Consider the following 26569-nt stretch of genomic DNA (forward strand, 5'->3'; position numbering starts at 1 on the left):
TGCTGCACATCTCTGAGATCCTCTCAGGAGAGTATATAATTTAAGAGGACGTTTCTGTTATCATGGCTGAAATGAGAGAGGCCATGTTTTACGAGAGGCTTGAGGGTGGCGATGTCAGATGCAACCTCTGCAACCACAGCTGCAGGATTCATCCTGGTCGCAGGGGCATCTGCGGTGTCAGGGAGAACATCGACGGGACCCTCTACTCGCTCGTTTACGGCAGGATTGTGGCTGAGCATGTCGATCCTGTGGAGAAAAAGCCCCTGTTTCACTTCCAGCCGGGCAGCAGGAGCTACTCGATCGCCACAGTTGGCTGCAACTTCAGGTGCAGGCACTGCCAGAATGCTGACATCTCCCAGATGCCCGTGGACAGGGGCATGATCATCGGCAGCGAAAGGGCTCCTGAGGATATCGTCGCGGAGGCCCTCGAGGCCGGAGTCCAATCGATATCCTACACATACACAGAGCCCACGATATTCTTCGAGTTCGCGCTCGATACCGCTGTCAAAGCTAAAGAGTTCGGGCTCAAGAACAACTTCGTCAGCAACGGCTACATGACTGAGGAGGCTGCGAGGGAGATCTCTCCATACCTGGACGCGATCAACATCGATCTTAAGGGCGATGATGAGTTCTACAGAAAGATATGCAGCGCCAGGGTGGAGCCCGTGAAGAGAAACATCGAGCTATTCCCGAAGCTTGGGGTGTGGACTGAGGTCACGACTCTTGTGATTCCCGGATACAACGACTCTGATAAACAGCTCAGGGAGATAGCCGAATTCCTCGCAGGCGTGAGCGTCGATATTCCATGGCATGTCTCCGCCTTCCATCCCACGTACAGGCTCAGAGATGCGCCGCCAACGAGCGCGGCCACGATCCGGAGGGCCATCGGCATCGGCAGAGATGCAGGCATCCGCTACATCTACGCGGGGAACATCCCGGGCGAGGGGGAGAACACTCACTGCCACAACTGCGGTGAGCTCCTTGTCGAGCGTTTCGCATACCGTGTGACGCTCAACAGCATAGTCGATGGCAGGTGCCCCAGGTGCGGGACGCAGATCCCGGGCGTATGGTGAGCAGAGATGAGATGGGCACAACTCATCGCCCGGCCCATGGCTGTCACAGGCTGTTGTTCACAGCGATGCAGTAAGCATGCGATCCCCAGAGGATTCAAGAGGAACGATGACGCCAGTGAACAATCGGGATCGATCTTCAGTGCCGGCAAAACTAATAAAGGTAAAGACGTATATTGATAGCATTGCAGCTTTGCAGAAAGATGTGAAAGCCTGGTGAAGATGATGTTTGAGAAGATATTGATCCCCACGGACTTTTCTAAGCATGCGAGAAAGGTCATAGAGTGCGCTGGTCAGATTCCGGGTGTGAAGGACGTTGTTCTCCTTCATGTCATCAGCAGGGACCCGCTTGCCAGGGTCTGGGACCCGGTTGCAGAGATCAGGGAGGCAGAGAAGAGGCTGGAGGGGGAGGCAGCCCCGCTGCAGGGAATGAACGTCAAGGTGAGGGCGGTCTCCGTCCTGGAGGGAGAGGTGGCCAGCGCCATACAGAAGGTGGCAGATGAGGAGAATGTCTCTCTGGTGGCGATGGGTGCAAGGGGCAAGAGCCTGATCGAGAGCGTGCTTCTGGGGAGCGTCTCCAGAAACGTTCTGCGCTACGGCAACACGCACCTCCTTCTGATGAGGTACATGATGATGGAAGGGAGGCCGGTTGGCATATACTGCGCGAGGCTGCTGCACAAAGTGCTTTATCCGACGGACTTCTCCCAGCCTGCCGAGGCAGCGCTCTCGTTCCTGAAGAACATAAACGGGATCGGCGAGCTGATGCTGCTCCATGTGGTCTCCAGAGGCGAAACTCAGGAGGAGATCGATTCCGCGGTGAAATACGGGACGGAGCGGCTGAACGAGATCGCGGCGGAGCTCAGAAAGGGCGGGCTGAATGTTAGCACAAAGGTCGTGGTCGGCGAGGCCTGCGAGCAGATAAGATCTGTCGCTGCGCAGGAGGACGTCTCCCTGATCGCGATGAGCTCGCAGGGCGCAACCGCTATCAAGAAGGGCAGGATCGGAAGCACGGCATACGGAGTGGCAAACACGGCAAGCAGGCCTGTTCTCATCCTGAGGAGCTCGAAGATCGCGATTTACTGATCTCCCATATTTTTATAATTTTAAGGCACTGTTGATGCAAGTCTGCATCCATAGGCCTGCATCGCTGCTCGCAATTTAAAAATATTTATGATGACCTGCCAGGTGTTCCCATCTGCTTATCCACGCCATCTCGCGCTGGTACAGCATATCGAACACCCATGTGCAGGCTTCCAGCATGAGATTTCGCCAGCGCCCGGACTGCACATGGGATGCAGTTTCATCAGACCGATCCCGTGCATATTCGCTCTTCTGCAGCCAGCAGGCCTCGCAGTTACGGAAACTCCTTCAGCTTCAGCTGGATCTCCAGCTCCCTCTTCTGGCCCTTGTACTGTATCTCGATCTTCAGGGGTTCCATGGGAGTGACGCCCAGCGTCCAGTCGTCCCTTGAGACATCGACCCTGCCACCAGCCTCGATCGCAGATGCCAGATCACGAATGAACCTCGCCATCTCGCCGCGCGTCACGTATATCTCCTGTTCGAACTCCTTCTCGGTGCTCAGTGGCATTCCAGAACTTTTGCCAACTCTGCCTGGTATCTGGACCATTCGCATCACCTTCCAGTCCATTGATCCGCAACTTAGATATCCTTATCGCTCTCCAGGAGCGATGAGATGTCCAACTTCTTGGTAACTCTAGAGGGCGCGTGGATAGTCAGGGACGTGAAGTCTGCTGATGATGCCATCGGTGTTGCGATCTCCGAGGCTGGCAAGAGGCTCAACCAGAGCAGCATGGAGTACGTCGAGGTCGAGGTCGGCCAGAGCTACTGCCCGAGCTGTGAGGAGCCGCTGGAGGGTGTCCTTATCGTTGCAGGGACCGCCCTGGTCGGCCTGATATTCGAGATTAAGATATTCAACGCCGAGAGCGAGGAGCACGCGGGAAGGATCGCAAAGGCGATGATCGGAAAAGCTCTGGGATCCGTCCCGCTTCGCGTGATAGAGGTCGAGAGGCTGAAATAAAAGCCTGCGGCATGCTGGAGCGCGAGGTTCTGGGTGTTCAAGCAAGATAAAAATATGGCAATTATAGTATCACGCATAAGTTAATATAATATAGCATGTTGCATAAAATCATCTATGAAGTATGACATATACAATATCTTTTAAATTCATTTACATGAAGTGACGCAGAGGACTATAAAATCATTTCCCAGGAGGCTCATCTGGTTGAACCATCGGACAGGCGAGCTCCAGCAACCAAACCAGCGTCATCCAACCTTTCTGCGAGACTACCGAACCGCCGAATCGGGGAATGAAACCTTTCAGAAAAGAGCAGTGGCTGTTGCTCCAGATGAGAGTCCTGGTGGAGCTTCAGACCAAACCGCTGGATGTTATCAGAAATTCTGCCGCCTCCCCCTCAGGCTGCGACCTGTGCTTCACCACTCGCATCCTCCTCCGCCCCTCTCCAAGCCTCTCCAGCGCAAGTATCGCCTTGCAGAGATGCTCCATCGATGTGCCCCCAACAGGCCTGAGGATGCCAGTGTCGACATCCATGTAAACCTGATTCGTTATCACCACAGGTATGCTGTGCCTTCTGGCGATCTCCTGGAGCTCTGAGAGCTGTGATGTCAGCGATCGTTTTATCTGGCGGTTATCTGTCGACTCCAGAGCAGCTCTGTAGAGAGATGTCGCGGAATCGAGAACAACGAGCCCGAAGCCCTGACCGACGATTCTGGATGCATCCCTGATCGCCATGTGCTGCTGCTCTAGGCTGAGCGGCTGGAATACCACGATCTTCGAGGCGATCTCCTTCGCGTTCTCCCCCGCGATCTGGACGAACCGGTCAGGAGAGAAGCCCTCGGTATCTATGAATATAACACGCGATCCGAGCCTCACTGCCTGCACCGATAGCTGTATCACTATGTTGGTCTTCCCGGTGCCGGATTCGCCGTATATCTGTGTTATTATTCCGGCCTCAAATCCGCCACCGAGGAGATCATCGATGCTCTGGCACCCGGAGGGAATCCTCTTTATCATCGGCGAGAAGATGATGATGGAATACTATAAGGATTCCTGCAGAAGGGATGCTGAAGGGGGCCGCCAGGTTGGCGGTGTCGGCTGGTTGTTTTCCAGCGCGCATGCATGGAACATGCATCGCATTTTCTCAATAAATGCAGCGATATGTGCTTGCCAGTGGAGATTCACCCGTCCCTGAGAGGCACATCGATCCTCATCAGATCCGATGCTATCAGAGTCTCAGGGAAGACCTTCCGGGCATCGTTCAGAAGCGGCGTCGTGTCCTCTGAGTACCGGGAGCTGATGTGTGTGAGAACCAGTCTTCTCACTCCGGCCCTTGCCGCGAGCGCAGCAGCCTCTCCCGCGGTTGTGTGCTTCGTCTCCACCGCCCAGTCGATCATATCATCGGCCAGCGCGCCGTCATGTATGAGCAGGTCAGCGTTCCTGCTCGCCTCCTCGATCTCCCTGGTCGGCCTGGTGTCCCCGCTGTAAACGATCTTCCTGCCGGGTCGGGGAGCGCCCAGGACGTCCTCCGGCCTCACAACCCTCCCGTCGATCTCCACGCTCTCCCCCCTCTGGAGCCTTCCGAACATCGGACCAACAGGAACACCGAGCTCTATCGCGCGCTCCCTGTTGAACCTTCCGGGCCGCATATCCTCCAGCAGCATGTACCCCAGGCTGGGCACGCTGTGCTCTGTTGCGATTGCTGTTACAGTGTATCCGCTCATTCGCAAGCCATCCCCCGGCCTCAGCTCCAGCGCCCTGACCTCAAAATCCCGAGCGCAGCATCCGAGGCTGTTCAGGATGCCCACCATCCTAGCCGTGCGCGGAGGGCCGGCTATCACAAGCGGGGCCTCCCTGCCCTGGAACGCCATCGTCTCCAGGAGCCCGGGTATACCGAGTATGTGGTCCGCATGAAGGTGGGTCAAAAATATATGGCTCAGCCGCATCATGCCGGTCCTCGCGATCATCATCTGTCTCTGAGTACCCTCACCGCAGTCGAAGAGGAGGAGATCACCCTCCCTGTTCACAAGAATGGCCGGCAGGCTCCTGTCAGGCGTGGGCAGAGAGCCAGCTGTGCCCAGAAAGATGACCTGCAGCAAAAGATCACCATCACGTCAGTGCATGTAGCTGTCGAGCCGCCTGAGACCTTCCATCTCGCTCCTGTCCATCCCCGAGATCTCTATGATCCTCTCCTGGATGTGGATCGGCGCCTTGGCCCTTATCGCCAGCGCCAGACAGTCGCTCGGCCTTGCATCGAGCTCGCTCCTCTTGGAGCCGTGCACGAGCGAGAGCCTGGCATAGTATATGCCCCCCTCGAGGTCGTCTATGAGCACATCCGAGATCGTCGCCTCCAGGCATTCCAGGACAGATATGAAGAGATCGTGCGTCATCGGCCTGGGCGAGACCTCCCCGGAGAGGGCGTTGTGGATGGATATCGCCTCTGAGAGCCCGACGAATATCGGAACTATACGTGACTTCTCATCCTCCAGGAGGACCACGGGTGAGGGGGCTCCGCCAAGCGTCTCTGCTATGTAGACACCCTTAACGCGCACAGGCACAACGCTATCCTCACCAGCACCCTCGTAGATTTCATCTGACATTTGAGTTCCTCTCCAAGAGGGGAGATCTCGCTTCGGCCGGGAGTTTCAGGCTCTTGCCACTGAGACCCTTATATTTACGCCGTCAACCTCCCAGTTTCTGGTGAGTTCTCCCTCAATATCTAAATCATTTCCCATTCTTAAAAGAGTCGCCCTCACCTCGCTGCTTATGTGGTCCTTCCAGCCTGAGACGAGTCCCAGAACCTCACTGCTGTCCAGAGCTACGGAGACCCTGATCATCTCATCCACCTTCAGATCCAGCTCCTTCCTCATGTCCTGTATCCTCCGTATTATCTCGCGCGTGTATCCCTCTGCTTTGAGTTCGTCGGTTAGTGTTGTATCCACGTACACCATGCCCTTCGAGAACTCAGCCGGTATCAGGTTCGCAGGAGGTATCTCCCTGAACTCGACCATCTCGCCTGTGATCCTGTAGCTTTTGCCCTTCCACTCAATGGGCTCTCCGCTCTCGATGATCCGCTTTACCTCCCTCGGATTCATGGATTCAAGAGCCTCGACCACATCCTTCGACTCTCCCTTGAAGACAGGCCCTATCTTCTTCTGGACGACGGAGATCTCCAGATTCATCTCAGGCTTCTCTCCCGGAGGCAGGATGACCACATCCTTGGAGTTGGTCTGCGACCTGAGAACATGGATGAGATCCATGAGATCGAGCTGCTCATCAGATGAGATTATTATCCTGGAGACCGGCCAGCGAAGCTTTCTTCCGCCCTTCTGCCTTGCATTGGCTACAGCCTCAGAGATCTCCCTTACGTAGCTCATGCTCTCCTCGAGCCTTTTATCTATCAGATCCTCCCTGTAGCCTGGCCAGTCGCACATGTGGACAGACTCCGGAGCGCATGGATCCAGACCCCTAACGAGGTTCTGATAGATGCTCTCAGCCAGGAAAGGCGTGAACGGCGCCATGAGCTTCACCAGGGTCGACATGACTGTGTAGAGAGTTGCATAGGCAGCGAGCTTGTCCGGATCATCGGTCTCGATCCAAGTCCTTGGACGCACGAGCTGGATGTACCATCTCGAGAGGTCCTCGAGGACGAAATCCTGCAGAGATCTTGTAACTCTGTGAAGCATGTACCCCGCCATGTTCTCCTCGATCTCCTTTGCCAGCGAGTTCACCCTTGAGATGATCCAGCGGTCCTCAGGTCTGAGGTTGTACCTGCTCGTATCTGCCTTCGATATGTCAAATTTGTCAAGAATCATGTAGGGCAGGGGGAAGCGGTAGGCGTTCCAGAGTATGTTGAGCATACGGTTGACATTCATCGCCCCCTCCCAGCTGAAGTGGAGATCCTCCCAGGGTGCATTCGATGAGAGGACGTAGAAGCGCAGGGTGTCAGCACCGTATCTCCCAACGACATCCTCTGGGTGTACCACGTTTCCTATGCTCTTTGACATCTTCCTTCCCTGCTCGTCGAGCGTGAACCCGTGCATGAGGACGCTCTTATACGGGGCTCTGCCGAATGCAACCATGCTCGCGCCGAGCTGCGAGTAGAACCAGCCCCTTGTCTGGTCATGCCCCTCTGTTATGAAATCAGCAGGCCACCAGACGCTGAACTCCTTCTCATCCCTTGGGAAGTTCAGCGTGGCCCACGAGGCGACAGCGCTGTCGAACCACACATCGAAGACATCCGGCACTCTCTCCATTTGGCCGCCGCAGCTGCATCTCAGCCTCACATCATCCACCGCTGGCCGGTGCAGATCCTCCACAGTCCGGCCTGCGCGCATCTCAAGCTCCGCGGCTGTGCCGATGACATCAATAGCGCCGCAGCTCCTGCAGATCCAGATTGGGAGGGGTATCCCCCAGTATCGCTGCCTGGATATGCACCAGTCTCTGGCGTTCGATATCCAGTCTTTGAATCTAGCTGATCCTGCCCACTCCGGGTACCAGGAGACCCTCTCGATCTCCCGGAGCATCTGATCCCTGAGATCGGATATCCTGATGAACCACTGCCTTGTGGCTATGAATATTATCGGTGTCTTGCACCTCCAGCAGTGGCCATATCTGTGGACGAGCTCTCCGCTCGCGAGAAGCGCGCCCCTCTCCATGAGATCCTCCACGACCTCCGGGTTTGCATCCCTGACGTACTTCCCCTCGTATTTCTCGCCGGCCTCTGATGTGTATCTACCGTCCTCCCCGACCGGACAGAATATCGGAAGCCTCTTCTCGAGGCCGAGCTCGTAATCCTCGAGGCCGTGGCCTGGTGCTATGTGCACGATTCCGGTGTTCTCGGCGGTTACAAAATCAGCAAGATGAACCCCGTGGACGAAATCCCTCTGCGTGGGGACCAGATCCTGCAGCGGGTTTCTGTACGTCAGCGAGAGCAGATCCTCTCCCCTCATGCTCTCCAGTATCTCATAATCCACGTACCTCCCCTGTTTCAGGACATTCTCGATGAGATCTGTTGCCATTATGAGTATCTCGTACGTGCCATCCCTGCGCCAGGCGCGAACCTTTGAGTACATGAAGTCCTTATGAACAGCGACAGCGACGTTTGCGGGAATGGTCCAGGGTGTTGTGGTCCATATCACGATGTATGTGTTATCCTCACCCTCCACAGGGAACTTGACGTATATCGAGGGATCTTTCTCATCCCAGTACTCGACCTCGGAGTCTGCGATGGCTGTCTGGCACCTCGGACACCAGTTCACCACCCTCAAACCCCTCTCCAGCAGCCCCCGTTCATGCGCTCTCTTCAGCGTCCACCATGCTGCCTCTATATACTCATTCTTCAGAGTCATGTACGGGTTATCCCAGTCGAGCCATACCCCCAGGGACTTGAACTGCTCCGTCATCTCGTCCTTCTGCCTCAATGCGAAGCTCTTGCACTGCTCGATGAACCTGTCCACCCCATATGTCTCGATATCCTTCTTGCTCCTGAATCCGAGATGCTCCTCGACCTTGACCTCTATCGGGAGACCGTGCATGTCCCAGCCGGCCCGGTCCTTGAGCTCGTGCCCCTTCATGGACATGTATCTCAGAATCGAGTCCTTGATCACCTTGTTCCAGGCTGTGCCGAGGTGAATCCTGCCAGTCGTGTAAGGAGGGCCGTCGACGAAGAAGAACCGCCTTCCTCCGGATCTCAGTCTCCTGACCTTGTGGTAGGTATCCTCTCTATGCCAGAACTCTCTGACCTCATCCTCGACATTCTTGGGGTTGTACTGTCCTGGAACCTCGACGATCACACCCAGTCCTCCAGTTAAAGCAGCTCTGGACCATTTGGCGATGCTCTATTTAGCCTTTATGCGGTCTGCGGTGTTTCCAGGCGTGGACTTCACCTCCCATCCTCAGCAGGTCTTTTTTCGATCGGCTGTGCTCATGCACCCCTCATACAGCCACAGCAGATCTTCTGTAGAAGAGACTCTTGGCCAGCTCTGCCGTGAGAACATAGATGGCCACAATCACGATGGTTGCAGTCAGGAAGCTCAGGGGAAGCGGCGTGAAAACGAACAGCCTCCCGAGAGACGTGTAGGGCAGCAGAAATGTGACCACACCCACCCCCAGGGTTGATGCGACGAGGTATCTGCTGGGCACAGATCTGAAGAAAGGCCGACGTGTGCGTATGACCAGAACGACCATCGAGGCGGATATAACAGATTCGATGAACCAGCCTGTTCGGAACTGGGCTGTGTTGGCGTGGAGCAGAAACAGAAGCGCTCCGAAGGTCAGATAGTCGAACAGGGAGCTCAGCAACCCGAATACAGCCATGAAGTCGCGGATGAGCCTTATCGACCAACGCCTGGGCTTAATCAGATATTCCGGATCGACAGAATCGCTGGCTATGGCCATCTCCGGCAGATCGGTGAGGAGATTTGTCAGGAGCACCTGGACTGGAAGCATCGGGAGAAACGGCAGGAAGAGCGAGAGGAGGGCCATGCTGAACATGTTGCCGAAGTTGGCAGATGTCGCCATGAAGACATACTTCATGGTGTTGGCGAACGTCTTTCGACCCGCGACCACACCCCTGACAAGAACGTTCAGATCTTTTTCCATGAGGACGATATCAGCCGCGTCCTTGGCGATATCCACCGCATTCTCAACAGAGATGCTGATGTCTGAGGCGTGCAGGGCAGATACATCATTGATGCCATCTCCCATGTAGCCAACAACATCGCCGTTCCTCCTCAGAGCGAGGATTATCCGCTCCTTTTGGTTCGGCTCGACCTCAGCGAAGATATCAACATCACGAACCAGTCTCTGAAGAGCCTCGTCACTGATCCGTCTGAGGTCGCTGCCTGTGAGAACTGTACCCTTTCTCAGGCCGACCTCTTCACCAACGGTTGATGCCACAAGTTTGCTGTCCCCTGTGATCATCTTCAGGTTCACGCCAAGGCCTGCGAGGTTTGCCACCGTACCGGCTATGCCCTCCTTTGGGGGATCAAAGAATATGAGAAAGCCGAGAAAGGTCATATCGCTCTCGTCATCCTTTGTCACGGATTCTCCAGAAATCTTCCTGCAGGCAAGACCCAGCACCCTGTATCCCTTGCTGCTGAAATCGCTGAACATCTGCTGTATGTTCTCTTTGACGGGATCGATATCCACGATGCCATCAGAGGTCCGGACTGAGCTGCATATCTCCAGAATGCTTCTCAGGGCACCCTTGGTGATCAGCAGCTTCTCTCCCTCTCTTGAGACGAGTATGCTCAACCTCTTGCGAACAAAGTCGTAGGGGATTTCGTCCAGCTTCTTGAAGCCGGATATGTCCGGGTGGCGATAGCTGAGTATGGCCTGATCCATGGGATTTGTGAAGCCGGTTTCGTAGAATGCGTTGAGATATGCGAAGAGGAAAACATCCTGGTTCTCTCTTCCATCCACATCCAAAGCGGCATGCATCTTCGCTGCGCCTTCGGTGAGCGTTCCGGTTTTGTCGCAGCAGAGTACGTTCATGCTGCCGAAGTTCTCTATGGAGGCGAGCCGCTTGACGATCACCCGGACTGCGGCCATCTCCCTCGCTCCGTGTGCCAGGTTAACGCTCACTATCGCCGGCAGAAGCTGTGGTGTCAGGCCTACTGCAAGAGCAAGGGAGAAGAGAAACGACTCGAGTACAGGCCTATCCAGATAGACATTGATGGCGAAGATCGCCACCACAAGCAGCAGTGTGAGCTCCATGAGAAAATACCCAAAGCTCCTGAGGCCCCTCTCGAAGTCCGTCTCTGGCCTTCCGAGCTCCAGATGATGCGATATCCTGCCGAACTCGGTCCGCCTTCCTGTATGCACCACGATCGCGGTTGCGGTCCCGCTGACGACATTTGTTCCCATGAACAGGCTGTTGCGCCTTTCTGCCATGGGTGTGTCCTCAGGCAGGATTTCAGTCGTTTTCTCAACGGGATACGTCTCTCCTGTGAGTGCAGCCTCGTTGACGAAGAGATCTCTGGACTCCAGGATGCGGCAGTCTCCTGGAATTATATCTCCTGCTCTGAGAATGATTATGTCCCCTGGCACAACAGACTCAACCGGGATCTCCTTCTTGGAGCCCGCCCTCACGACTGTTGCCCTGACCTGAACCATCGCCAGAAGCCTGGCTATTGTGCCTGCAGCAGTTCTCTCCTGCCAGAAACCCAGGATCCCGCTTGCAAAGACTATTGCCAGTACAAGGCCTGCCTCTAAATTCTGGTGCAGATATAAGGAGAGGAGTGCGGCGAAGACGAGCAGCATGATTATGGGGCTTCTGAACTGGGATAGCAGAAGAACGAGATCTTTTGGCTGCTTCCGCCGCCTGGGGATATTTGATCCATACCTTCTGAGCCTCTCCCCAGCCTCAGACTCGCTCAGGCCAGCTGGTCCTGTGGCGAGCTCTTTCATCACAGCCTCTGTGCTGAGCGCCCAGAAAGCAGAAATGTCATCCTGAACCATGCGACCATTTCCATCTGTGGTTGATGATCACAGCACTTTCACGCATGTGCACGCGAACGCATCTTCTCAGGCCGGTACTGACCAGGATGCGGCTGAACTATATACCTCACAGCACTGCGAAATGCCCCAGATATGCAGATACCAGCCAGATGGCCATGAGAGCAATGGCCAGAGCCATCAGAATCGCAGCCGTCCTTTGATCAGATCCGATCACCAGGGGAATGGGTCCGATCATCACAACCGCTCCTCCCCGGATCTCTCCCCTCCGGTCTGCAGGCGTCTCTCCTCCTTCGTACCCACGCTCAGGCATTACGCTAGCGGCCATCAGAAGCAGAATCCCCGCAACCATCATTAGAATTCCAAGCAGCAGCAAATCTATCTCCTCCAGAGCGCTATTGAGATCAGCATGAGCGCTATCGCGAGAAGCATGGCTGCGAATGCCATGCCTGGCGTGGATCCGAAGACGATCGGTATTGGGCCTATGAGAAGCACTCCCCCGAACTCGCTCCTTGAAAGATCAGAGGAGAGGAGTGAGATGATTGTGATGAGTATCCCCATCAGTATCAGAGACCAGCCGATCAGGCGGAGCATCAATTCACAGTATAGCCGCAAGATATAAAGGCATTTTTGCGAATCCGTGTGTGATGATCCAGAGACCCAGAGGGACCAGGGACTTCCTGCCTGAGGAGGCCCACAGGAGGCGTGCTGTTCGGGAGAAGATGATAGGTGTGATGGAGAGGTGGGGTTACCGCGAGATTGCGACCCCAACCTTCGAGCACCTCGAGCTCTTCACGCTCAAATCAGGTGAGGGGGTCATAGAGGAGATATACAGCTTCAAGGACAAGGGCGGCCGGGACATCGCCCTCAGGCCGGAGCTCACCGCGCCTGTTATGAGGATGTACGTCAGCGAGCTTCACAGCGCACCAAAGCCATTAAGGCTGTACTACTTCGCCAACTGCTTCAGATATGAGAGGCCGCAGAAGGGCAGGTTCAGGGAGTTCTGGCAGCTAGGCTGCGAGCTGATCGGCGGGAAACGCTCCGACTCAGAGGCTGAGGTCATAGCGATGGCTGACGAGGTCCTGAGGGCGGTTGGAATCGGGGGAGATATCCACATAGGGTATCTGGGACTGATGAGATCGATGCTGAAGAAGGTCCCTGAGGCACACAGGCAGAGCATAATGAGGCTCATCGACAAGAAGGAGAGAGATGCGCTCAGGGAGCTGCTCCAGAGCATAGGGGCTGAGGATCTCGGTATCATGGAGCTGATCAGTCTCAAGGGGAGGGATGCGCTCGACAGGGCTGAGGAGCTCATCTCTGATATTTCATCTGTTGAGATCTCAGAAGTCGTAGGGAGTGTTCATTCCCAAATGAAGACATCTGGAGCGAGCGGGGGAGAGGGCGCACGGGCCTCTGCGAGATCCGGCAGGTCTCCGGAGTCTGAGGTTAAACTGAGCGATTTCAGGGAGATGCTGGAGCTTCTCGATGCATACGGCGTCGAGGCGACAGTAGACTTCGAGATAGTGCGCGGACTCGAGTACTACACCGGCACGGTCTTCGAGATCTACGCCTCAGGCCTGGGAGCCCAGAACCAGATATGCGGCGGCGGGTCGTACGAGCTCGCAAGTCTGTTTGGAGGTTCGGAGACGTTCTCCACGGGCTTTGGCATTGGGTTCGACAGGATAATGGAGGTTGTGGGCGAGGTTGATCGACCAAGACCTCCTGTGGTTCTGGCATTCACTCCTGATGTGAAGATCGATGCAATTCGGGTAGCGAAGCGTCTCAGGAATGTCTTCCCTGTGATCATCGATGTCATGGGACGGTCTCTGAGCGCTCAGCTGAAATCCGCATCTGCAATCAACGCCGAGTACGTCATAATCGTCGGAAGAAGGGAGCTCGACTCCGGCAAGCTCGTTCTCAGGAACATGGTTAGCGGCTCTCAGGAGGAGCTGAGCATCGAGGAGATCGAGGAAAGGCTGAGAAGCGCTTTTGCTTGAACCATTACAGCACAAAAATAGGAGATGCTCTTATCCATCCGATGACTTGCCCGAAGAAAAGTCGCGCTATGCGCTCCCGCCTGGCGAGATAATGAGTGCGTTCAGCTGCCTGCATGTCCTTCAAGTTGCTGAATACCTAAGAGCGAATAGGGGATATCGCATTTCCCAAAATGGTGCCCGGCAGCTCTTCGGCTGTGGCACCATGGGTAACAGGTTAGGGACTGCCTTCGGCTCCACAGATCTGCTCTCCGGCCAGAGGATCTGCCCTCATGCCCTGAAGTAACCAGGATGGAGGACCTCCAGCTCCGCCGGCTGGGAAAAAGTGGGAGAGAGGATTAACCTTCACGCCTGAAGTATCTCGGAGCAGTCTCCAGCGCCCTGGCGATCAGCTCCGCTCCTTTATCGAGATCCTCCAGGCTCAGGACCTCCACAGGCGAGTGGATGTACCTGGTGGCAATGCTCACAACTCCTGTTTTCACACCCTCTCTTGTGAGCTGGATCGCGGTCGCATCCGTCGTTCCTCCACCAGAGACATCGAGCTGTACGGGTATGCTGAACTGCTCAGCGGTCTCCTGGAGCCAGTCGAGAACATCTTGATCTGCTATCAGCCCGCGTCCGGATGCGTCCACAACTGTTATGACCGGCCCCTTCCCCATCTCGAGAGCAGAATCCTTTTTCTCTATACCAGGATGGTCTCCCGGGATTGTCGTGTCTGTGACTATCGCAAGATCGGGCTTGATGCCAAACGCGCATGTCTTCGCACCCTTCAGGCCAACCTCCTCCATCACCGTGCTGACTGCATACACTGTGCACTCGGTCCTGGTTCTCTTCATAGCCTCTATCATCATCGCCACACCGGCACGGTTGTCAAAAGCCTTTCCTGTGACCCTGTCACCTCTGAGTGGAACAAATGATCTGTCGATGGTTATCGGCACGCCAGGAATGATCCCCATCTCCCTCGCTTCGTTCTGGTCCCTCGCCCCGACATCTATGAACATATCCCTGGAATCGACAGGCTTCTTCCTGTCCTCCTCCTTCATCACATGCGGAGGTTTGGAGCCTATGACGCCGAAAACAGGACCATTCTTTGTGTGAAGTATCACCCTCTGGTTCAGAAGCGTCTGGTCGAACCACCCACCGATCTTCACGAAGTAAACAAATCCCTTCTCATCGACAAACTTGACCATCAGGCCGATCTCATCGGCGTGTGCGGCGATCATCACCGAGGGCCTTTTGCCCCTCCTGGTAGCTACCAGGTTGCCCAGCGTATCTGTATGAACTTCATCGACGTGGGGAGAGATCTCATCTCTTATGATCTGCATCACACTCCCCTCTCTCCCCGCGATTCCATGGGCATTGCTGAGCCTCTCAAGCAAAGATCTCATCTCAAATCCTCCTTCTACGCGGTTCTTATCCTGGCCCCCTGGTTCCTCGATCTTGTTATAATAACCTCTCCGCCGACATCGCCCATAACATCACGGGCCGCGGACTCTATCTCCCTGGTGTTCGTGTCTGTTATCGCGTAAACTGTGGGGCCGAATGAGCTCAGGCCAGCGCATGCAGCTCCAGCCGAGACCATCTCCTGCATCAGCATCTTGACCATCGGATGCTGCAGCTCGACCTCAACACGTTTGAAGCCCAGCTGCTGTATCCTGTTAACAGCCATCCCAAAGGTATCGAGGTCCTCCTCAATAACAGATGGCATCATCCTGACCATTATCTGGTAGCACAGCTCCTGGACCTCTGAGAGCGGGACAGGGCAGTACTCCCTGAATATATCGACCTCGCGCTGGCCGTATGCGCCCTTCTCTATGTTCGGCACAGCAAGCACTATCCTCCAGCTCTCAGGAAAGTCGTGGCGCGCGATCACGGGCGGTGGTCTGACCCCAGCACTGGCGGAGGACGGCCTGAAGTCGGACTTCTCCCTGCCCGGGCCGAATGTGTGCCCGCCGTCCACTATAAACCCGCCCATCTCAAATGCCGCGACCCCTATCCCGCTGGTCCCGCCGCGACTGACTGCAGATGCTATCTCCCTGATGTTCGCCTTATGCCCGTAAAGCTCGCAGAGCGTCTTTCCAACAGCCACAGCAAGCTGTGTACCGCTGCCGAGCCCCACATGCGTCCTGTAGCAGCTTCTGACAGATATGCGCGCTCCTCCCAGTCCGAATCTCTCGGCGACCTTTTTCGCTGCGTCCAGCGCCCTCTCAGCCTGCGTCCCCTCCACAGAGAGCTCCCTGTCGATCTCGCCCTCCACGACTATGTTCGGCTTATCTAGCGCAATTCCCACACCACCATCGACCCGCCCGGCCTCGCCGCAGAGGTCTGTGAGCGTCATGTGGATCCTTGCAGGCGTCTCTACGATCACCCTTCGCGTGTCCTGGAACATGTTGTAGGGGAACGTCTCCCTTATGGCGATCAGCGGCTCGCCCTTTCTTATGATCTTGTACCTTCTGGAGAGCATCAGCTCCCTGGGAAAGATGTTGAAGAGCTGGCTCATCCTCTCGTCCGCCTGCTCGCACTCTGTCTTTGTTATATCTCTGCGTGACTCTATGCGGTGCTTGTGGAGTATCTGGCCTATCGGGATGTCCGCGCGCATCAGGTCGTTCCTGAACCCGGGCTCCAGCCGCTTCAGTGGGGTGTATGAGACCGCATGTATCAGCGTCTCGCCGGTGCGGACGTTCTTAAGCCTGACAACACGGTAGTTGACGTCCTCTCCAGCCTCTATGTTGAGCTCTCTGGCGACATCCTCAGTCGCCGGCACCACCCTCTGTTCCAGCGTCTCGATCCCCACAGGCTCGCCTGTGATCACCTCCAGCAGGCTCGTCACAGAGCCATCGGTCCCCAGAAGCATCTTCTGTACAGGACTGAGCCTGCCAACGATCCTCTCGAGCTTCGCTATCTCCTGGGCCACAGGAAAGGCAAAGGTCATGTTCATGAATCTGAGAGAATAGAATAAAGTTTTTCCCTTCCTGGACCCTGGCTGGATGGGGCATTGAGATGATGAGTTCGAGACTCCCGGGATTTTACAAGCTGCCTCCTGATGAGCGGCTTGAAAAGATCGTCGAGGCCTGCGGTGATGCTGAGATAAAGGAGATGGTAAAGAGCGGTCTGAGCCTGGAACAGGCAGATAAGATGGTGGAGAATGTGATCGGCCTCTTCCAGGTTCCGCTAGGGATCGCTACAAACTTCATAATAGACGGGCGTGAGGTGCTGGTGCCAATGGCCACAGAGGAGCCATCGGTCATAGCAGCGGCCAGCAATGGCGCCAGGATGGCGCGCGATGGCGGCGGATTCTTCACCAGCTCAACAGGACCTGTGATGAGAGCACAGATACAGGCTGTTGATCTGAAGGATCCATATGGAGCAAGGTGCAGGATCCTGGAGCACGCATCCGAGATGTTGAGAGCTGCAAATGAGGTCGACCCGATGCTTGTCAGGCTCGGCGGCGGGGCCGTGGGCCTTGAGGTGCATGTCATCGATTCCAGAGCCGGCCCTATGGTTGTCACGCATCTGCTTGTCGACTGCAGGGATGCGATGGGCGCGAACGCTGTGAACACAATGGCAGAGGCTGTGGCCCCTGAGATCGAGCGTCTGACAGGCGGAAGGGTTCACCTTCGGATAATCTCGAACCTCGCGGACATGCGTCTCGCCCGGGCGCGGGCGGTTTTCAGGGCAGATGCAATAGGTGGGGCAGAGGTGGTCTCTGCGGTCTTCAAGGCCGCAGCGCTCGCCGAGGTCGATCCGTACAGGGCTGCCACGCACAACAAGGGGATCATGAACGGGGTTACAGCTGTTGTTCTTGCGACAGGCAATGATACCCGCGCTGTCGAGGCTGGAGCGCATGCATATGCAGCCAGATCCGGGCAGTACTCGTCCCTCTCCAGATACGAGATCGATGACAACGGAGATCTCGTTGGCACAATAGAGCTTCCTGTGGCGGTTGGCCTTGTGGGCGGGGCCACTCGGGTGCACCCCGTGGCCAGGGCGGCTGTGAGGATACTGGGCGTGAGATCGGCGGATGAGCTGAGCAGGGTGATGGCAGCTGTCGGCCTCGCCCAGAACTTTGCAGCGCTCAGGGCGCTTGCCACCGAGGGCATCCAGCGGGGGCACATGTCGTTGCATGCGAGAAACATCGCGCTCCAGGCCGGAGCAAAGGGGGAGCTGGTGGAGATCATCGCGGAGAGGATGGCATCCGAACGGAGGATAAACATAGAGCGAGCGTCTGAGCTTCTCAGAGAGCTGGGTGGTTCCTCTTGAGAATAGGCGTTCTGGGCCCGAAGGGCTCCTACTCGGAGATGGCCGCATCGAGGAGGTTCCCGGATGCAGAGCTTGTTTACTATGATGATATAGAGGACATCTTCGATGCTGTGGAGAGCTGTGAGGCTGATGCCGGAGTCGTTCCGCTGGAGAACAGCCTGGAGGGATCTGTGGCTCTGACGCTGGATCTTCTGCTCAGAAGATCACTTTTCATATGCGGAGAGGTTGTGATCCCGATAAGACACTGTCTTCTGGGGAGGGGTGATCCCGATAGCGTAAGAATCATACTCTCACATCCCCAGGCGCTCGCGCAGTGCAGGCAGTACATCCGGCGGAGGTATCCGGGTGTCGAGGTGAGAACCACAGGCTCAACAAGCCACGCAGCCAGGCTGGCTCAGGAGTTCCCGGAGATGGCTGCGATAGCGAACCTGGAGGCTGCAAGGACATACGGGCTCAAGGTGCTTGACAGTGACATACAGGACTCGAAGAACAATGTGACGAGGTTCGTTGTTCTCTCGAGGAGGATGCCGAGGAGAACGGGCGATGACAGAACGTCGATAGTTGTTTATCTGGAGAAGGACAGGCCGGGAGCGCTCTTCTCCATTCTCAGAGAGTTCGCGATCAGGAACATCAACCTCACGAGGATAGAGTCAAGGCCCAGCAGGAGGGAGCTGGGGGATTACTACTTCTTCATAGACCTTGAGGGGCACATGGAGGACGGCGCTGTGAGGGAGGCGCTCGATGGCATTGAAAATGCTGCCAGCATGGTCCGGGTTTTGGGGTCTTATCCGAAAGATCATGCGATTCTAACCTGACATTGTTCCCTTCTCTATATACAAGCGTCGCTCGATGTTTGTATATTTTTATTTATAGTTCTTTGCGCCACTTCATGTAAATCCATTTAAAAGCTACTGGATATGTCATACTTTATAGATTATTTTATGTGATATGTTATATTATATCAACTTATGCGGAATACTATAATTTCTGCGCCAGTATGATTCATGGATGCATCAAGAGTTGTTGCATTTGATAGAAGAGCCGAAGAAAACAGCAGCATCAAAACCACTTTCATCGTATACCCACTCTCCAGCATAAGACACTGAGGGTAATTCCAGCCTGAGTGGATGTAGATGCGCCGATCGGGATTCGAACCCGAGTTTAGGCGTTGGCAACGCCTAGTGATAACCGCTACACTATCGGCGCATCAGCAGTGAGTGCTCATGCGCTTTTAGGTTTTAAACGTTACGGGCCGGTGGGGTGTTCGGATGAACACATGCTGGCATCGCTGGTGGATGGATGAAGCCAGCTCGATCGGGCGCTGCAGATACCGGTCATGGGCCAAAATCACTGAATGGCTTCTCAGGGATCTGCATTCTACGGATAACAGACCACAGGTTCCGCGAGGTCGCATGCTTTCCCTCTCAATGATACGGATACAGATCTCAGTGATTCGATGCATGGTTTCTTCAGGGATTGTGAGACTGTCTCAGACCATCCGGTCCTCCAGCTCCTCTGTGTGGAGGGGAACGAAGCTCATGTACTCCCTGACCATCTGGGGGAAGGCCCTCGCCTCCATGAACCTCAGACCCAGCTGCTCCGCCCATCTCTGGATGCCGAGATCCTGGGATACGACTGCAGCATCCAGGTCTTTTGCGAGCAGCAGAACATCGATGTCCGGGGCGCTGTCGAGGATGCCGTATCTCAGAGCCGACCTGTACTTCTCGCGGAACTTTCTTATTATGCTCCCCACCACCTCCCTCTCGATCTCCTCCCTCATCTGATCCAGGCTCTGGCCTGTTGAATTTAAGGCTATACACCGCGAGACAGCCTCCCATATCGCCTCCTCTGACACGTTCATTCCCTTGTTGATCCTGCTCCTCATGTAGTCCACGTACTCGTAGAAGATCTTCGAGGGTATCTTGACCCTGTACCTGTCAGGAGTCTTCTTGACGAGCCAGGTATCGACCTTTCCCAGTATGGCTATGTCACAGTTGTTGTTCCTTACGAAGTCCCTTATCTCGTTGTAAACCGATGGATACGGAACGTAGCAGCTTATACCCAGATGCAGCCTCGCCTGTGCCACACGATGTAGGATGGCAGACATGCCCTCGCAGAGCGTGCTGCAGCCCTCGCTCTCCCAAGCCTGCGAGTCGGTGAGGGCGGTGGTATCGAAAACAAACCTCTGGCGCAACATCTGCTGGCTTTATGGATGGCAAACTATTAAGATGTGACTGGTCATCGGAACAGGCCGCCGATGACCGGCCACAGATGAGCCGTTCCCATCCTGGATTTGAGTTCATCCAGAAGCTGCATGATATGCCCTGAGACCGGCCCATCCCATCCATCTGCTCTGCGGGACAGCTTGCTGAAAATCTTGCACCTCATGATTACAGGACTCCCAGAATCACATGCATTATCGCGTATGCTGTCCCGGCCAGCGCGATCAGCCCCACGATGATCCTCGCGGCGATCGAATCCCTCAGATTGCTTCTGTGAACCACATGGGCAGACTCTGAGTAAGCAGTATCAGCGCTGGGATCCACGCTCTCTCTCTGCGGCTCATCGTAAAATGCATCTTCCTGCGCAAAATCCGTGAAGCTCTCGATGACGTATGGACCCTCCAGCGTGGTTGCAGCGCGGATGGTCTCAGGACGAACGGGCAGCGATGGTGCCGCAGCTGATACAAGCACGGTCTGCGCGGGCACGATGGATGTGCTCCCGACAGCGTTCTCCCCCGGCACATCAACTGCAGGGCCCCTGAGATTCACAGAGCCAATCTCGACCACAGGCACCTCCTTCATCTCCGCGATGCTCTCCGCTTTTCTTCTTATCCGCTCGGTCCTGCCAACCGGTCCGGTCTCTGAGAGGTTCATGGCCTCATCCCATGCATAGATCCAGCCGGTCCTGTCAATCTCCGAGAGCAGACTCTGCGCGGCTGCCCAGCCGATGCTCATCAGGGCCTTTCTGTGTGCCCCGTAGTTCAGTATGTCAGAGGGGCTCATTCCATGAACAAGCTCAGATCTTCCAGCCATCTCGAGCGTCGCGGCGATCTTCTCGAAGCCCTCCACCTGCGATGCCCTGAGATGCTCAGCAGCTCTCCTCAGGTTCGCCGAAGAGTCCCTCCGCTGCCTCTCATCATCCAGCGCCCCGTTGATGGCGACAAGCGCTTCATGCATCTCTTTATACGATCCAGGGCTCCTGGCCAGCTCTCGAATGCCACCCATCAGGTACTCTGAGGCCACAGAGACCATGCCGAGTATCCGCCACGGCTCTGCTGTGTACAGGTCTATGCTCCAGAGCTCCTTTATCCCTTGCAGGCAGCGTACGAGTGATGCGACCTTCTCTCTGTCCTTCGAGGCGGTGCTGGCGATCGTGCTCTCGAGCGCGGAGATCGCTCTCTCGCACAGCGCGACGGCCTCGTCCTCGCGCGGGTCTGCGCGGAGCTTCACAAGATACGACAGAGATCTCGCCTGGCCAGCCGCCGCCTTCAGCTCGGATATGAGGATCCTCGGATGATGCGCCAGCTCGCTGAAACAGTCAGACGCTCTTGAATAAAGCTGCGACGACTGCCGCACATCCCCCTCATCCGCGTACCTGCGCGCGAGCAGGCTGTACGTGGCTGCCAGCGCAGCAACCGTGTTGGGGTAAACGGGAAGCATTTCCTTTCTTAAAATCTTCAGGGATCGCTCCAGAGAATCCCTGGCGGAATCTGTATCCCCCTTTTCGAGGTAGAAGCGGCCGAGGTTAGAGAGAACTATGCCTGCGTTCTGGCTCTGGCCGAGATCCTCGAAGATGGACAGACTCCTCTCGAAGCATCTCTTCGAGTCGTCCCACCTCCCCATCTCTGCATACACCCTTCCAAGACGGCTCAGAAGCCAGGCTGCGCTCCTGCGATCGCCAAGATTCTCAAACATCCTCAGGCTCTTCTCATAATAGAGCACAGCGAGCTCCCTCTCTCCCATCTCTGCGTAGACTCTTCCCAGGGAGCCGGTCATCTGGGCTACGCCGAAGCTGTCGTTGAGCTTCTCGAACCCCTTCAGACCCTTGAAGTAGCACTCCACGGCCCGATCCCACTGGTACGCACGCCTGTACGCAGATGCGAGGTTCCCCATGACATGGGCAGCGCTGCTTGGATCTCCTGCGTACTCAAAGCCCTCCAGTGCCTTTTTATAGTAGACAATCGCCTTGCCCAGGTCGCCCTTCTGCGCATGGACCTGGCCGAGGTTGTTCATCAGCACAGAGCGCACATGCGGCTCCTGCGCCTGGGAGAGAGCCTTCGCGTAGCATTTCATCGCGATCTCCGGCATGCCCGCCCGCCGGCATATGTCGCCAAGCCTCTTGAGCTCGTAGATGTTGCTAAGGCATTCGGAGAGCTCGCGACACACCTCCTCATCGATATCATTATCGAGACAGCTCTGCAGGAGCTTCACAACAAGGCTGGCGCACCTGCCCTCGACCGCCCTGGGCTCGATTTCGCGGAGGGCGCCGGTGCCCCTGGAGAACGACTCGAATATCTCATGAAGCACTACTAATTGGTCCATCAGTATATCCAATGAGTTATATCTTTAAATAGTTTTTGAATGAAAGAGATTCTAATCATTATATTTCACGACTGATTCTAATTAAATTCGATATCTAATAAAAAGAACATAATATATATTATTTTCATATTATTATAATATTGATTTCTTTTAACAAAAATAAAATTCATTGTTTGTGCTGCAGACCCCCTCGAGGAGCGGGAATATATTAAGCATGCTGCCAACTTCCCACCATGAGCCTCAGATCTTTCCTGGAGGATCTCCGCGCGGATGGCGTTCTCGAGGAGGTCCATGAGCATGTATCCACAGAATATGAGCTGGCCATGCGCGCAGCCGGAAGGGGACCGATGCTGTTTCACAACGCAGATGGCCACATGTGCTGCATAAACATACTCGGGAGCAGGGAGCTTCTGGCCCGTGCCCTGAGGATGGACGCCAGGAACCTCGCGCGCGATCTTTCATCTGTTGGATATGATGGACATGTCAGAGAGGTTGACTCCTCGCAGTTCCAGGAGAACGTCCTGGAGCCGGATCTGTCGCGACTGCCGGTGCTGAGGCATTTCAAAGGAGACGGCGGGCGGTACATAACATCTGGCGTGGTTGTGGCCAGGCTGGATGAGAGGATCAACGCATGCGTTCACAGACTGATGGTTCTCGACAGGACAAGGCTGGCCGCCAGGCTTGTCCCGGGAAGGCACACACATCAGATGTACTCCAGAGCCATCGAGACTGGCAGGAGGCTTCCAGTGGCGATCGCCATCGGCGTCGATCCAGTGGTTCTCATAGCAGCCTCAACAAGAGTTCCTGAAGGCAAGGAGTTCGAGTACGCATCCGCTCTGCGGGGAGATGCGGTTGAGGTTGTGACCCTTGACAACGGCGTTCCGGTTCCCCATGCAGAGATCGTTCTGGAAGGTTACCTGACAGAGAAGAGGGCACAGGAGGGGCCGTTTGTGGACATCACCGGCACGATGGATCTTGTGAGGGAGGAGCCTGTCATAGAGATCACGAGGATAATGATGAGGGATGACGCGATCTATCATGCGCTTCTTCCTGCAGGTGGTGAGCACAGGATGCTTATGGGTGTGCCCTACGAGCCGCTGATATATAGAGAGGCATCAAAGGTCGTGAGGATCAGGAACGTGCTTCTGACAGAGGGCGGATGCACGTACTTCCACGCGGTTGTTCAGATAGAGAAGAGTGAGGAGGAGGATGGGCTGAGGGCCATAAAGGCCGCGATGGCAGCTCACGGGAGCCTGAAGCATGTGCTTGTTGTCGATACAGATATCGATATCCACGATCCGAGGGAGCTGGAGTATGCGATCGCGACACGGGTTCGCGGCGATCAGGACATTTACGTGTATCCGGATGTTAGAGGAAGCACGCTGGATCCAAGATCTGTGGATGGGATAACGACAAAGGTCGGGGTCGATGCGACCGCGAAGCTGGACAGACTCTGGAAGTTCAGGCGCGTGGCCCGACCATGGTGATGTTTGCCAGAACAATGCTAATCGAGCCTCTGAAACCGAGGGAATCATCTGAGCTCAGCGTCGCGCCCATCAGGAATCGAGAATGGCATTCCGTGCCCGGGAACCACAATCCTGGCAATGCCGGCGATCCTGTGCATGCTCCTGAGGGCGAGCGCCCTGTCCACATGTATTCTCGGCGGAAGATCCTTGATGTGATTGTCGGCGGTCGGCAGAGCATCGCCAGCGATCACCGTATCCCCCCTGCACAGAACAGATATGCTGTCCAGCGTGTGCCCTGGTGTCTCCATGACCCTCACGCCCTGCGCCAGAACGCAGCCCTCGCGGAGACCTGTATGGTAGGAGAGCACATCCGCGTTGCAGAACATATCGTTGCAGCCTGTGTGATCCTCATGCAGATGTGTGTTGACCACGATCTCTATGTCGTCTGGTGATGCTCCAGCTCTTCTCAGACCATCAAAAACCAGCCCTCTCTCATCGGCGGATCCGGTATCCACCACCAGAATCCTGTCTGAGATGATCAGCGTCACGGATGAGCTTGCGTAAAGGATGTTTCCGGCTTCATCCCTCTTCAGAGAGCCCGGCTTCACGAGCACGATCTTCATGGGAATCACATCCCGGCTCATGTGGTTGAATCATCAAAGAGTTGAACTCTGGCAAACCAACGTCAACCAACCATACAGCGTATTTGCTCAATATCGTGAGCGTGCTTGAGTTGCTGATCGAGTGGAGCCGCTATGGCACAGTCGTTCAAGAAATCTGTTGAGAGAGGAGCTCACATCAACGTATTGAGCATGTTCGATCCGCTGAATCACGGGGATGAACCGACGCCATTTTTGTGCCCAGAGGATGAATGCCGCAGGCCGTAGCTGCTGAAAGTGCGCTCTTGACCAGATATGCAAAACCCCCTTGCACGCCTGCAATCACAGCCTTGCTATATCCGAGGGCCTGCTCACCTCAATCTCGCTTCTGCCCATGTACTCGGAGACACGTCCTCTGACCTGTACCAGATCACCCGGTGACAGACTCCCTCTGACCTTACCTGCCACCCTCGCTGGCAGAAAGATCTGCATCGGGGTTGAGTCCAGCGTGATTATGAGATGGCCGCCGGTACGGGTCTCTCTGATGCTGACAATCCTTCCGCTCAGCGAGATCTCATCGTCTGATCCAGAGACGCCAAAGGCCCAGTAAGCGACGGCCAGAGAGGAGAGGGCCATCAGAAGCAGGACCACCGCTATCTTCTCCTCTCTCTGCAGCCAGATGCCCAGTGCCCCCGCAGATACTACTTCTTGTTCTCCTTGGAACCGAACCGCTCCACCCATGCAGCATTGAGCGCCTCGAGACAGCTCTCGCAAACGCCCTTGTATGCGCCCTCGGGATTCGCAAGCGTGTGCACCTTGACCTTTATCGGTATCAGAGTCGGCTTTGCCACAGTACAGAGATCGCAGTCTGCCATAAAGAACTCCTCCTGCCAGACCTGCTGGCGCTAATACAAATTTAATCTTTCTCTCGACATGGTGCGAGCATCTCCACAGACAGCGCCGGCCGGAAACACATTCTGCCTCATATGCTGTGTTGAATAATTAATACTTAAAAGGTCGATCGCTATCGATTTTTGTACGAATTGAAGCACTGCCACCAGATTCTCAAGCATTATTCAACAAAGCAGCCTCAGGCAGATCAGATCCAGAATCACAGCTCTTACGTGTCTGGCAACTTGGGGATCGTGCAAGTGCGGCTGCTGTGAGCACTCATTCATTCTCCAGAAATGAAAGCAGAACAAGTGTCTCTTCTGGCGAGTCATCAGATGGATAATAGCATCGACACATCTCTGCAATTCATGGATCGATAGCCTCACGGAAAGGGACGAAGTCGATTGTATCGGATTACCGGAGCTCCACATCAGACGATGCGATCACATAAGCCATTGTGTTTTCCGTTGCTCGCACACTGCCCCTGCACTTCGGAGAACATGCTCAATACGTTGATGCGAGCTCCTCTCTCAACAGATTTCTTGAATGACTGTGCCATATCGGCTCCACTCGATCAGCAACTCAAGCACGCTCACGATATTGAGCAAATACACTTCAGAGTATTCCTATTAACCCCCATTTCTACGATCTGCCCATGTCGCTAAGTAATTGTATAGATGCTGTTTTATATCAAAAAAGCATGTTTTTAGGGATCCTCTTCAGATTACCTTCACCCCAACGCGCCTGCGTCGCGGCCCGTCCAGCTCCACAAAGAGGATCCTCTGCCACGTTCCCAGGAGAGGCATGCCGTTCTCGACGGGAAGAGCAACGCTGTTGCCCAGGATCGATGCCTGAAGATGAGCAGGACCATTCTCACCATGCTCATACCCTGCACCCGGCACGATCTCTTTTATCTTATCGATGATATCCATCAAAAGACCGCTTTCTGCCTCGTTCACGATCACCGCTGTGGTGGTGTGGAGCGTGTACACCAGACAGATGCCATCGATCACACCGCTCTCCCTGACAGCTCTCTGGACCTTTGGGGTGATATCCACCACCTCGCTGCCCCTGGTGGTCACAATCTCTATCATGTGATTTGAATCTCAGTCTCAGATTTAAGAATGTAGTGCTGCTCCCTATGATGCTGGAAACTCGGTGGACAGGTTGAGAGGGAGTCCAATGATACGAGGGCACGGCCCATCGGGCGTTTTCAGCATGCAGCTCTGTTCAGCAGCCTCAGCCTCGTC

Annotated in this window: 23 protein-coding genes and 1 tRNA gene; 7 read left to right on the forward strand and 17 right to left on the reverse strand. The window is 55.4% G+C overall.

Annotated elements, in window-relative coordinates; genetic code table 11:
• Positions 1–62 precede the first annotated feature (62 nt).
• Together amrS and QHG98_03335 are read left to right on the forward strand one after the other, a co-directional pair.
• On the forward strand, positions 63–1073 hold the full coding sequence (gene amrS / locus QHG98_03330) for an AmmeMemoRadiSam system radical SAM enzyme (protein MDH7596762.1): 1011 nt from the start codon (positions 63–65) through the stop codon (positions 1071–1073).
• A 222-nt stretch (positions 1074–1295) separates the two neighbouring features.
• On the forward strand, positions 1296–2153 hold the full coding sequence (locus QHG98_03335; protein ID MDH7596763.1) for a universal stress protein: 858 nt from the start codon (positions 1296–1298) through the stop codon (positions 2151–2153).
• A 271-nt stretch (positions 2154–2424) separates the two neighbouring features.
• Here QHG98_03335 and QHG98_03340 read toward each other — a convergent pair whose 3' ends face one another.
• On the reverse strand, positions 2425–2697 hold the full coding sequence (locus tag QHG98_03340) for an amphi-Trp domain-containing protein (GenBank protein ID MDH7596764.1): 273 nt from the start codon (positions 2695–2697) through the stop codon (positions 2425–2427).
• A gap of 66 nt (positions 2698–2763) precedes the next feature.
• Here QHG98_03340 and QHG98_03345 point away from each other — a divergent pair, with 66 nt between their 5' ends.
• Entirely contained in the window at positions 2764–3108 is a 345-nt protein-coding gene (locus QHG98_03345; protein MDH7596765.1) for a DUF555 domain-containing protein, read from the forward strand.
• A gap of 348 nt (positions 3109–3456) precedes the next feature.
• On the opposite strand, the gene radB is transcribed toward QHG98_03345, so the two are convergent.
• The 7 genes from radB to QHG98_03380 all read right to left on the reverse strand — a co-directional run bounded on the left by radB (position 3457) and on the right by QHG98_03380 (position 12159).
• Positions 3457–4122 (reverse strand): DNA repair and recombination protein RadB, encoded by a 666-nt coding sequence (gene radB, locus QHG98_03350; protein ID MDH7596766.1) that lies wholly within the window; start codon positions 4120–4122, stop codon positions 3457–3459.
• A 164-nt stretch (positions 4123–4286) separates the two neighbouring features.
• Positions 4287–5204: a ribonuclease Z gene (locus QHG98_03355; GenBank protein ID MDH7596767.1), complete on the reverse strand. Its 918-nt coding sequence runs from the start codon at positions 5202–5204 to the stop codon at positions 4287–4289.
• 15 nt (positions 5205–5219) lie between these two features.
• The gene (locus QHG98_03360; protein ID MDH7596768.1) at positions 5220–5705 is read right to left on the reverse strand and encodes a bifunctional nuclease family protein; all 486 of its coding nucleotides are present in this window, start codon (positions 5703–5705) and stop codon (positions 5220–5222) included.
• A gap of 45 nt (positions 5706–5750) precedes the next feature.
• Positions 5751–8900 (reverse strand): isoleucine--tRNA ligase, encoded by a 3150-nt coding sequence (ileS, locus tag QHG98_03365; GenBank protein ID MDH7596769.1) that lies wholly within the window; start codon positions 8898–8900, stop codon positions 5751–5753.
• A gap of 142 nt (positions 8901–9042) precedes the next feature.
• The gene (gene mgtA / locus QHG98_03370; GenBank protein ID MDH7596770.1) at positions 9043–11568 is read right to left on the reverse strand and encodes a magnesium-translocating P-type ATPase; all 2526 of its coding nucleotides are present in this window, start codon (positions 11566–11568) and stop codon (positions 9043–9045) included.
• Positions 11569–11674: 106 nt separating this feature from the next.
• Positions 11675–11941 (reverse strand): DUF131 domain-containing protein, encoded by a 267-nt coding sequence (locus tag QHG98_03375; protein MDH7596771.1) that lies wholly within the window; start codon positions 11939–11941, stop codon positions 11675–11677.
• Between the two features lie 2 nt (positions 11942–11943).
• Positions 11944–12159, reverse strand: coding sequence for a DUF131 domain-containing protein (locus tag QHG98_03380; protein MDH7596772.1), 216 nt, complete (start codon positions 12157–12159; stop codon positions 11944–11946).
• Between the two features lie 53 nt (positions 12160–12212).
• Here QHG98_03380 and hisS point away from each other — a divergent pair, with 53 nt between their 5' ends.
• Positions 12213–13562, forward strand: coding sequence for a histidine--tRNA ligase (gene hisS, locus QHG98_03385; GenBank protein ID MDH7596773.1), 1350 nt, complete (start codon positions 12213–12215; stop codon positions 13560–13562).
• Positions 13563–13897: 335 nt separating this feature from the next.
• On the opposite strand, the gene QHG98_03390 is transcribed toward hisS, so the two are convergent.
• Together QHG98_03390 and QHG98_03395 are read right to left on the reverse strand one after the other, a co-directional pair.
• A complete protein-coding gene (locus QHG98_03390) occupies positions 13898–14947 on the reverse strand; it encodes a M42 family metallopeptidase (protein MDH7596774.1) in 1050 nt (349 codons plus the stop codon).
• 14 nt (positions 14948–14961) lie between these two features.
• Positions 14962–16491, reverse strand: a complete 1530-nt coding sequence (locus tag QHG98_03395; GenBank protein ID MDH7596775.1) for a beta-ribofuranosylaminobenzene 5'-phosphate synthase — start codon at positions 16489–16491, stop codon at positions 14962–14964.
• 71 nt (positions 16492–16562) lie between these two features.
• Between QHG98_03395 and QHG98_03400 the strand changes: the two genes are divergently transcribed.
• Both QHG98_03400 and pheA read left to right on the forward strand, forming a co-directional pair.
• Complete coding sequence (locus QHG98_03400; protein ID MDH7596776.1) at positions 16563–17819, forward strand: hydroxymethylglutaryl-CoA reductase, degradative; 1257 nt, start codon at positions 16563–16565, stop codon at positions 17817–17819.
• Positions 17816–18634, forward strand: coding sequence for a prephenate dehydratase (pheA, locus tag QHG98_03405; protein ID MDH7596777.1), 819 nt, complete (start codon positions 17816–17818; stop codon positions 18632–18634). The genes QHG98_03400 and pheA overlap by 4 nt, the downstream gene beginning before the upstream one ends.
• Positions 18635–18953: 319 nt before the next feature.
• Here the strand turns inward: pheA and QHG98_03410 are convergent.
• The 3 genes from QHG98_03410 to QHG98_03420 all read right to left on the reverse strand — a co-directional run bounded on the left by QHG98_03410 (position 18954) and on the right by QHG98_03420 (position 22363).
• Positions 18954–19025: transfer RNA gene (locus QHG98_03410), tRNA-Gly, on the reverse strand.
• 283 nt (positions 19026–19308) lie between these two features.
• Positions 19309–20016 carry an RNA ligase partner protein gene (locus tag QHG98_03415; GenBank protein ID MDH7596778.1) on the reverse strand — a complete coding sequence of 236 codons (708 nt, stop codon included), beginning with the start codon at positions 20014–20016 and terminating at the stop codon, positions 19309–19311.
• A gap of 193 nt (positions 20017–20209) precedes the next feature.
• Positions 20210–22363, reverse strand: coding sequence for a tetratricopeptide repeat protein (locus QHG98_03420; protein ID MDH7596779.1), 2154 nt, complete (start codon positions 22361–22363; stop codon positions 20210–20212).
• A 233-nt stretch (positions 22364–22596) separates the two neighbouring features.
• Here QHG98_03420 and QHG98_03425 point away from each other — a divergent pair, with 233 nt between their 5' ends.
• Complete coding sequence (locus tag QHG98_03425; protein MDH7596780.1) at positions 22597–23850, forward strand: UbiD family decarboxylase; 1254 nt, start codon at positions 22597–22599, stop codon at positions 23848–23850.
• A gap of 44 nt (positions 23851–23894) precedes the next feature.
• On the opposite strand, the gene QHG98_03430 is transcribed toward QHG98_03425, so the two are convergent.
• From QHG98_03430 to QHG98_03445, 4 genes are all read right to left on the reverse strand, one after another.
• Positions 23895–24473, reverse strand: coding sequence for an MBL fold metallo-hydrolase (locus QHG98_03430; protein MDH7596781.1), 579 nt, complete (start codon positions 24471–24473; stop codon positions 23895–23897).
• Positions 24474–24770: 297 nt separating this feature from the next.
• The gene (locus tag QHG98_03435) at positions 24771–25079 is read right to left on the reverse strand and encodes an OB-fold nucleic acid binding domain-containing protein (GenBank protein MDH7596782.1); all 309 of its coding nucleotides are present in this window, start codon (positions 25077–25079) and stop codon (positions 24771–24773) included.
• Between the two features lie 50 nt (positions 25080–25129).
• A complete protein-coding gene (gene fpoO / locus QHG98_03440; GenBank protein MDH7596783.1) occupies positions 25130–25303 on the reverse strand; it encodes a F420H2 dehydrogenase subunit FpoO in 174 nt (57 codons plus the stop codon).
• A 735-nt stretch (positions 25304–26038) separates the two neighbouring features.
• A complete protein-coding gene (locus QHG98_03445) occupies positions 26039–26413 on the reverse strand; it encodes a secondary thiamine-phosphate synthase enzyme YjbQ (protein ID MDH7596784.1) in 375 nt (124 codons plus the stop codon).
• Positions 26414–26569: the final 156 nt, after the last annotated feature.

Origin of the sequence: Methanothrix sp., from assembly GCA_029907715.1 — an archaeon.
Lineage (GTDB): Archaea > Halobacteriota > Methanosarcinia > Methanotrichales > Methanotrichaceae > Methanothrix_B.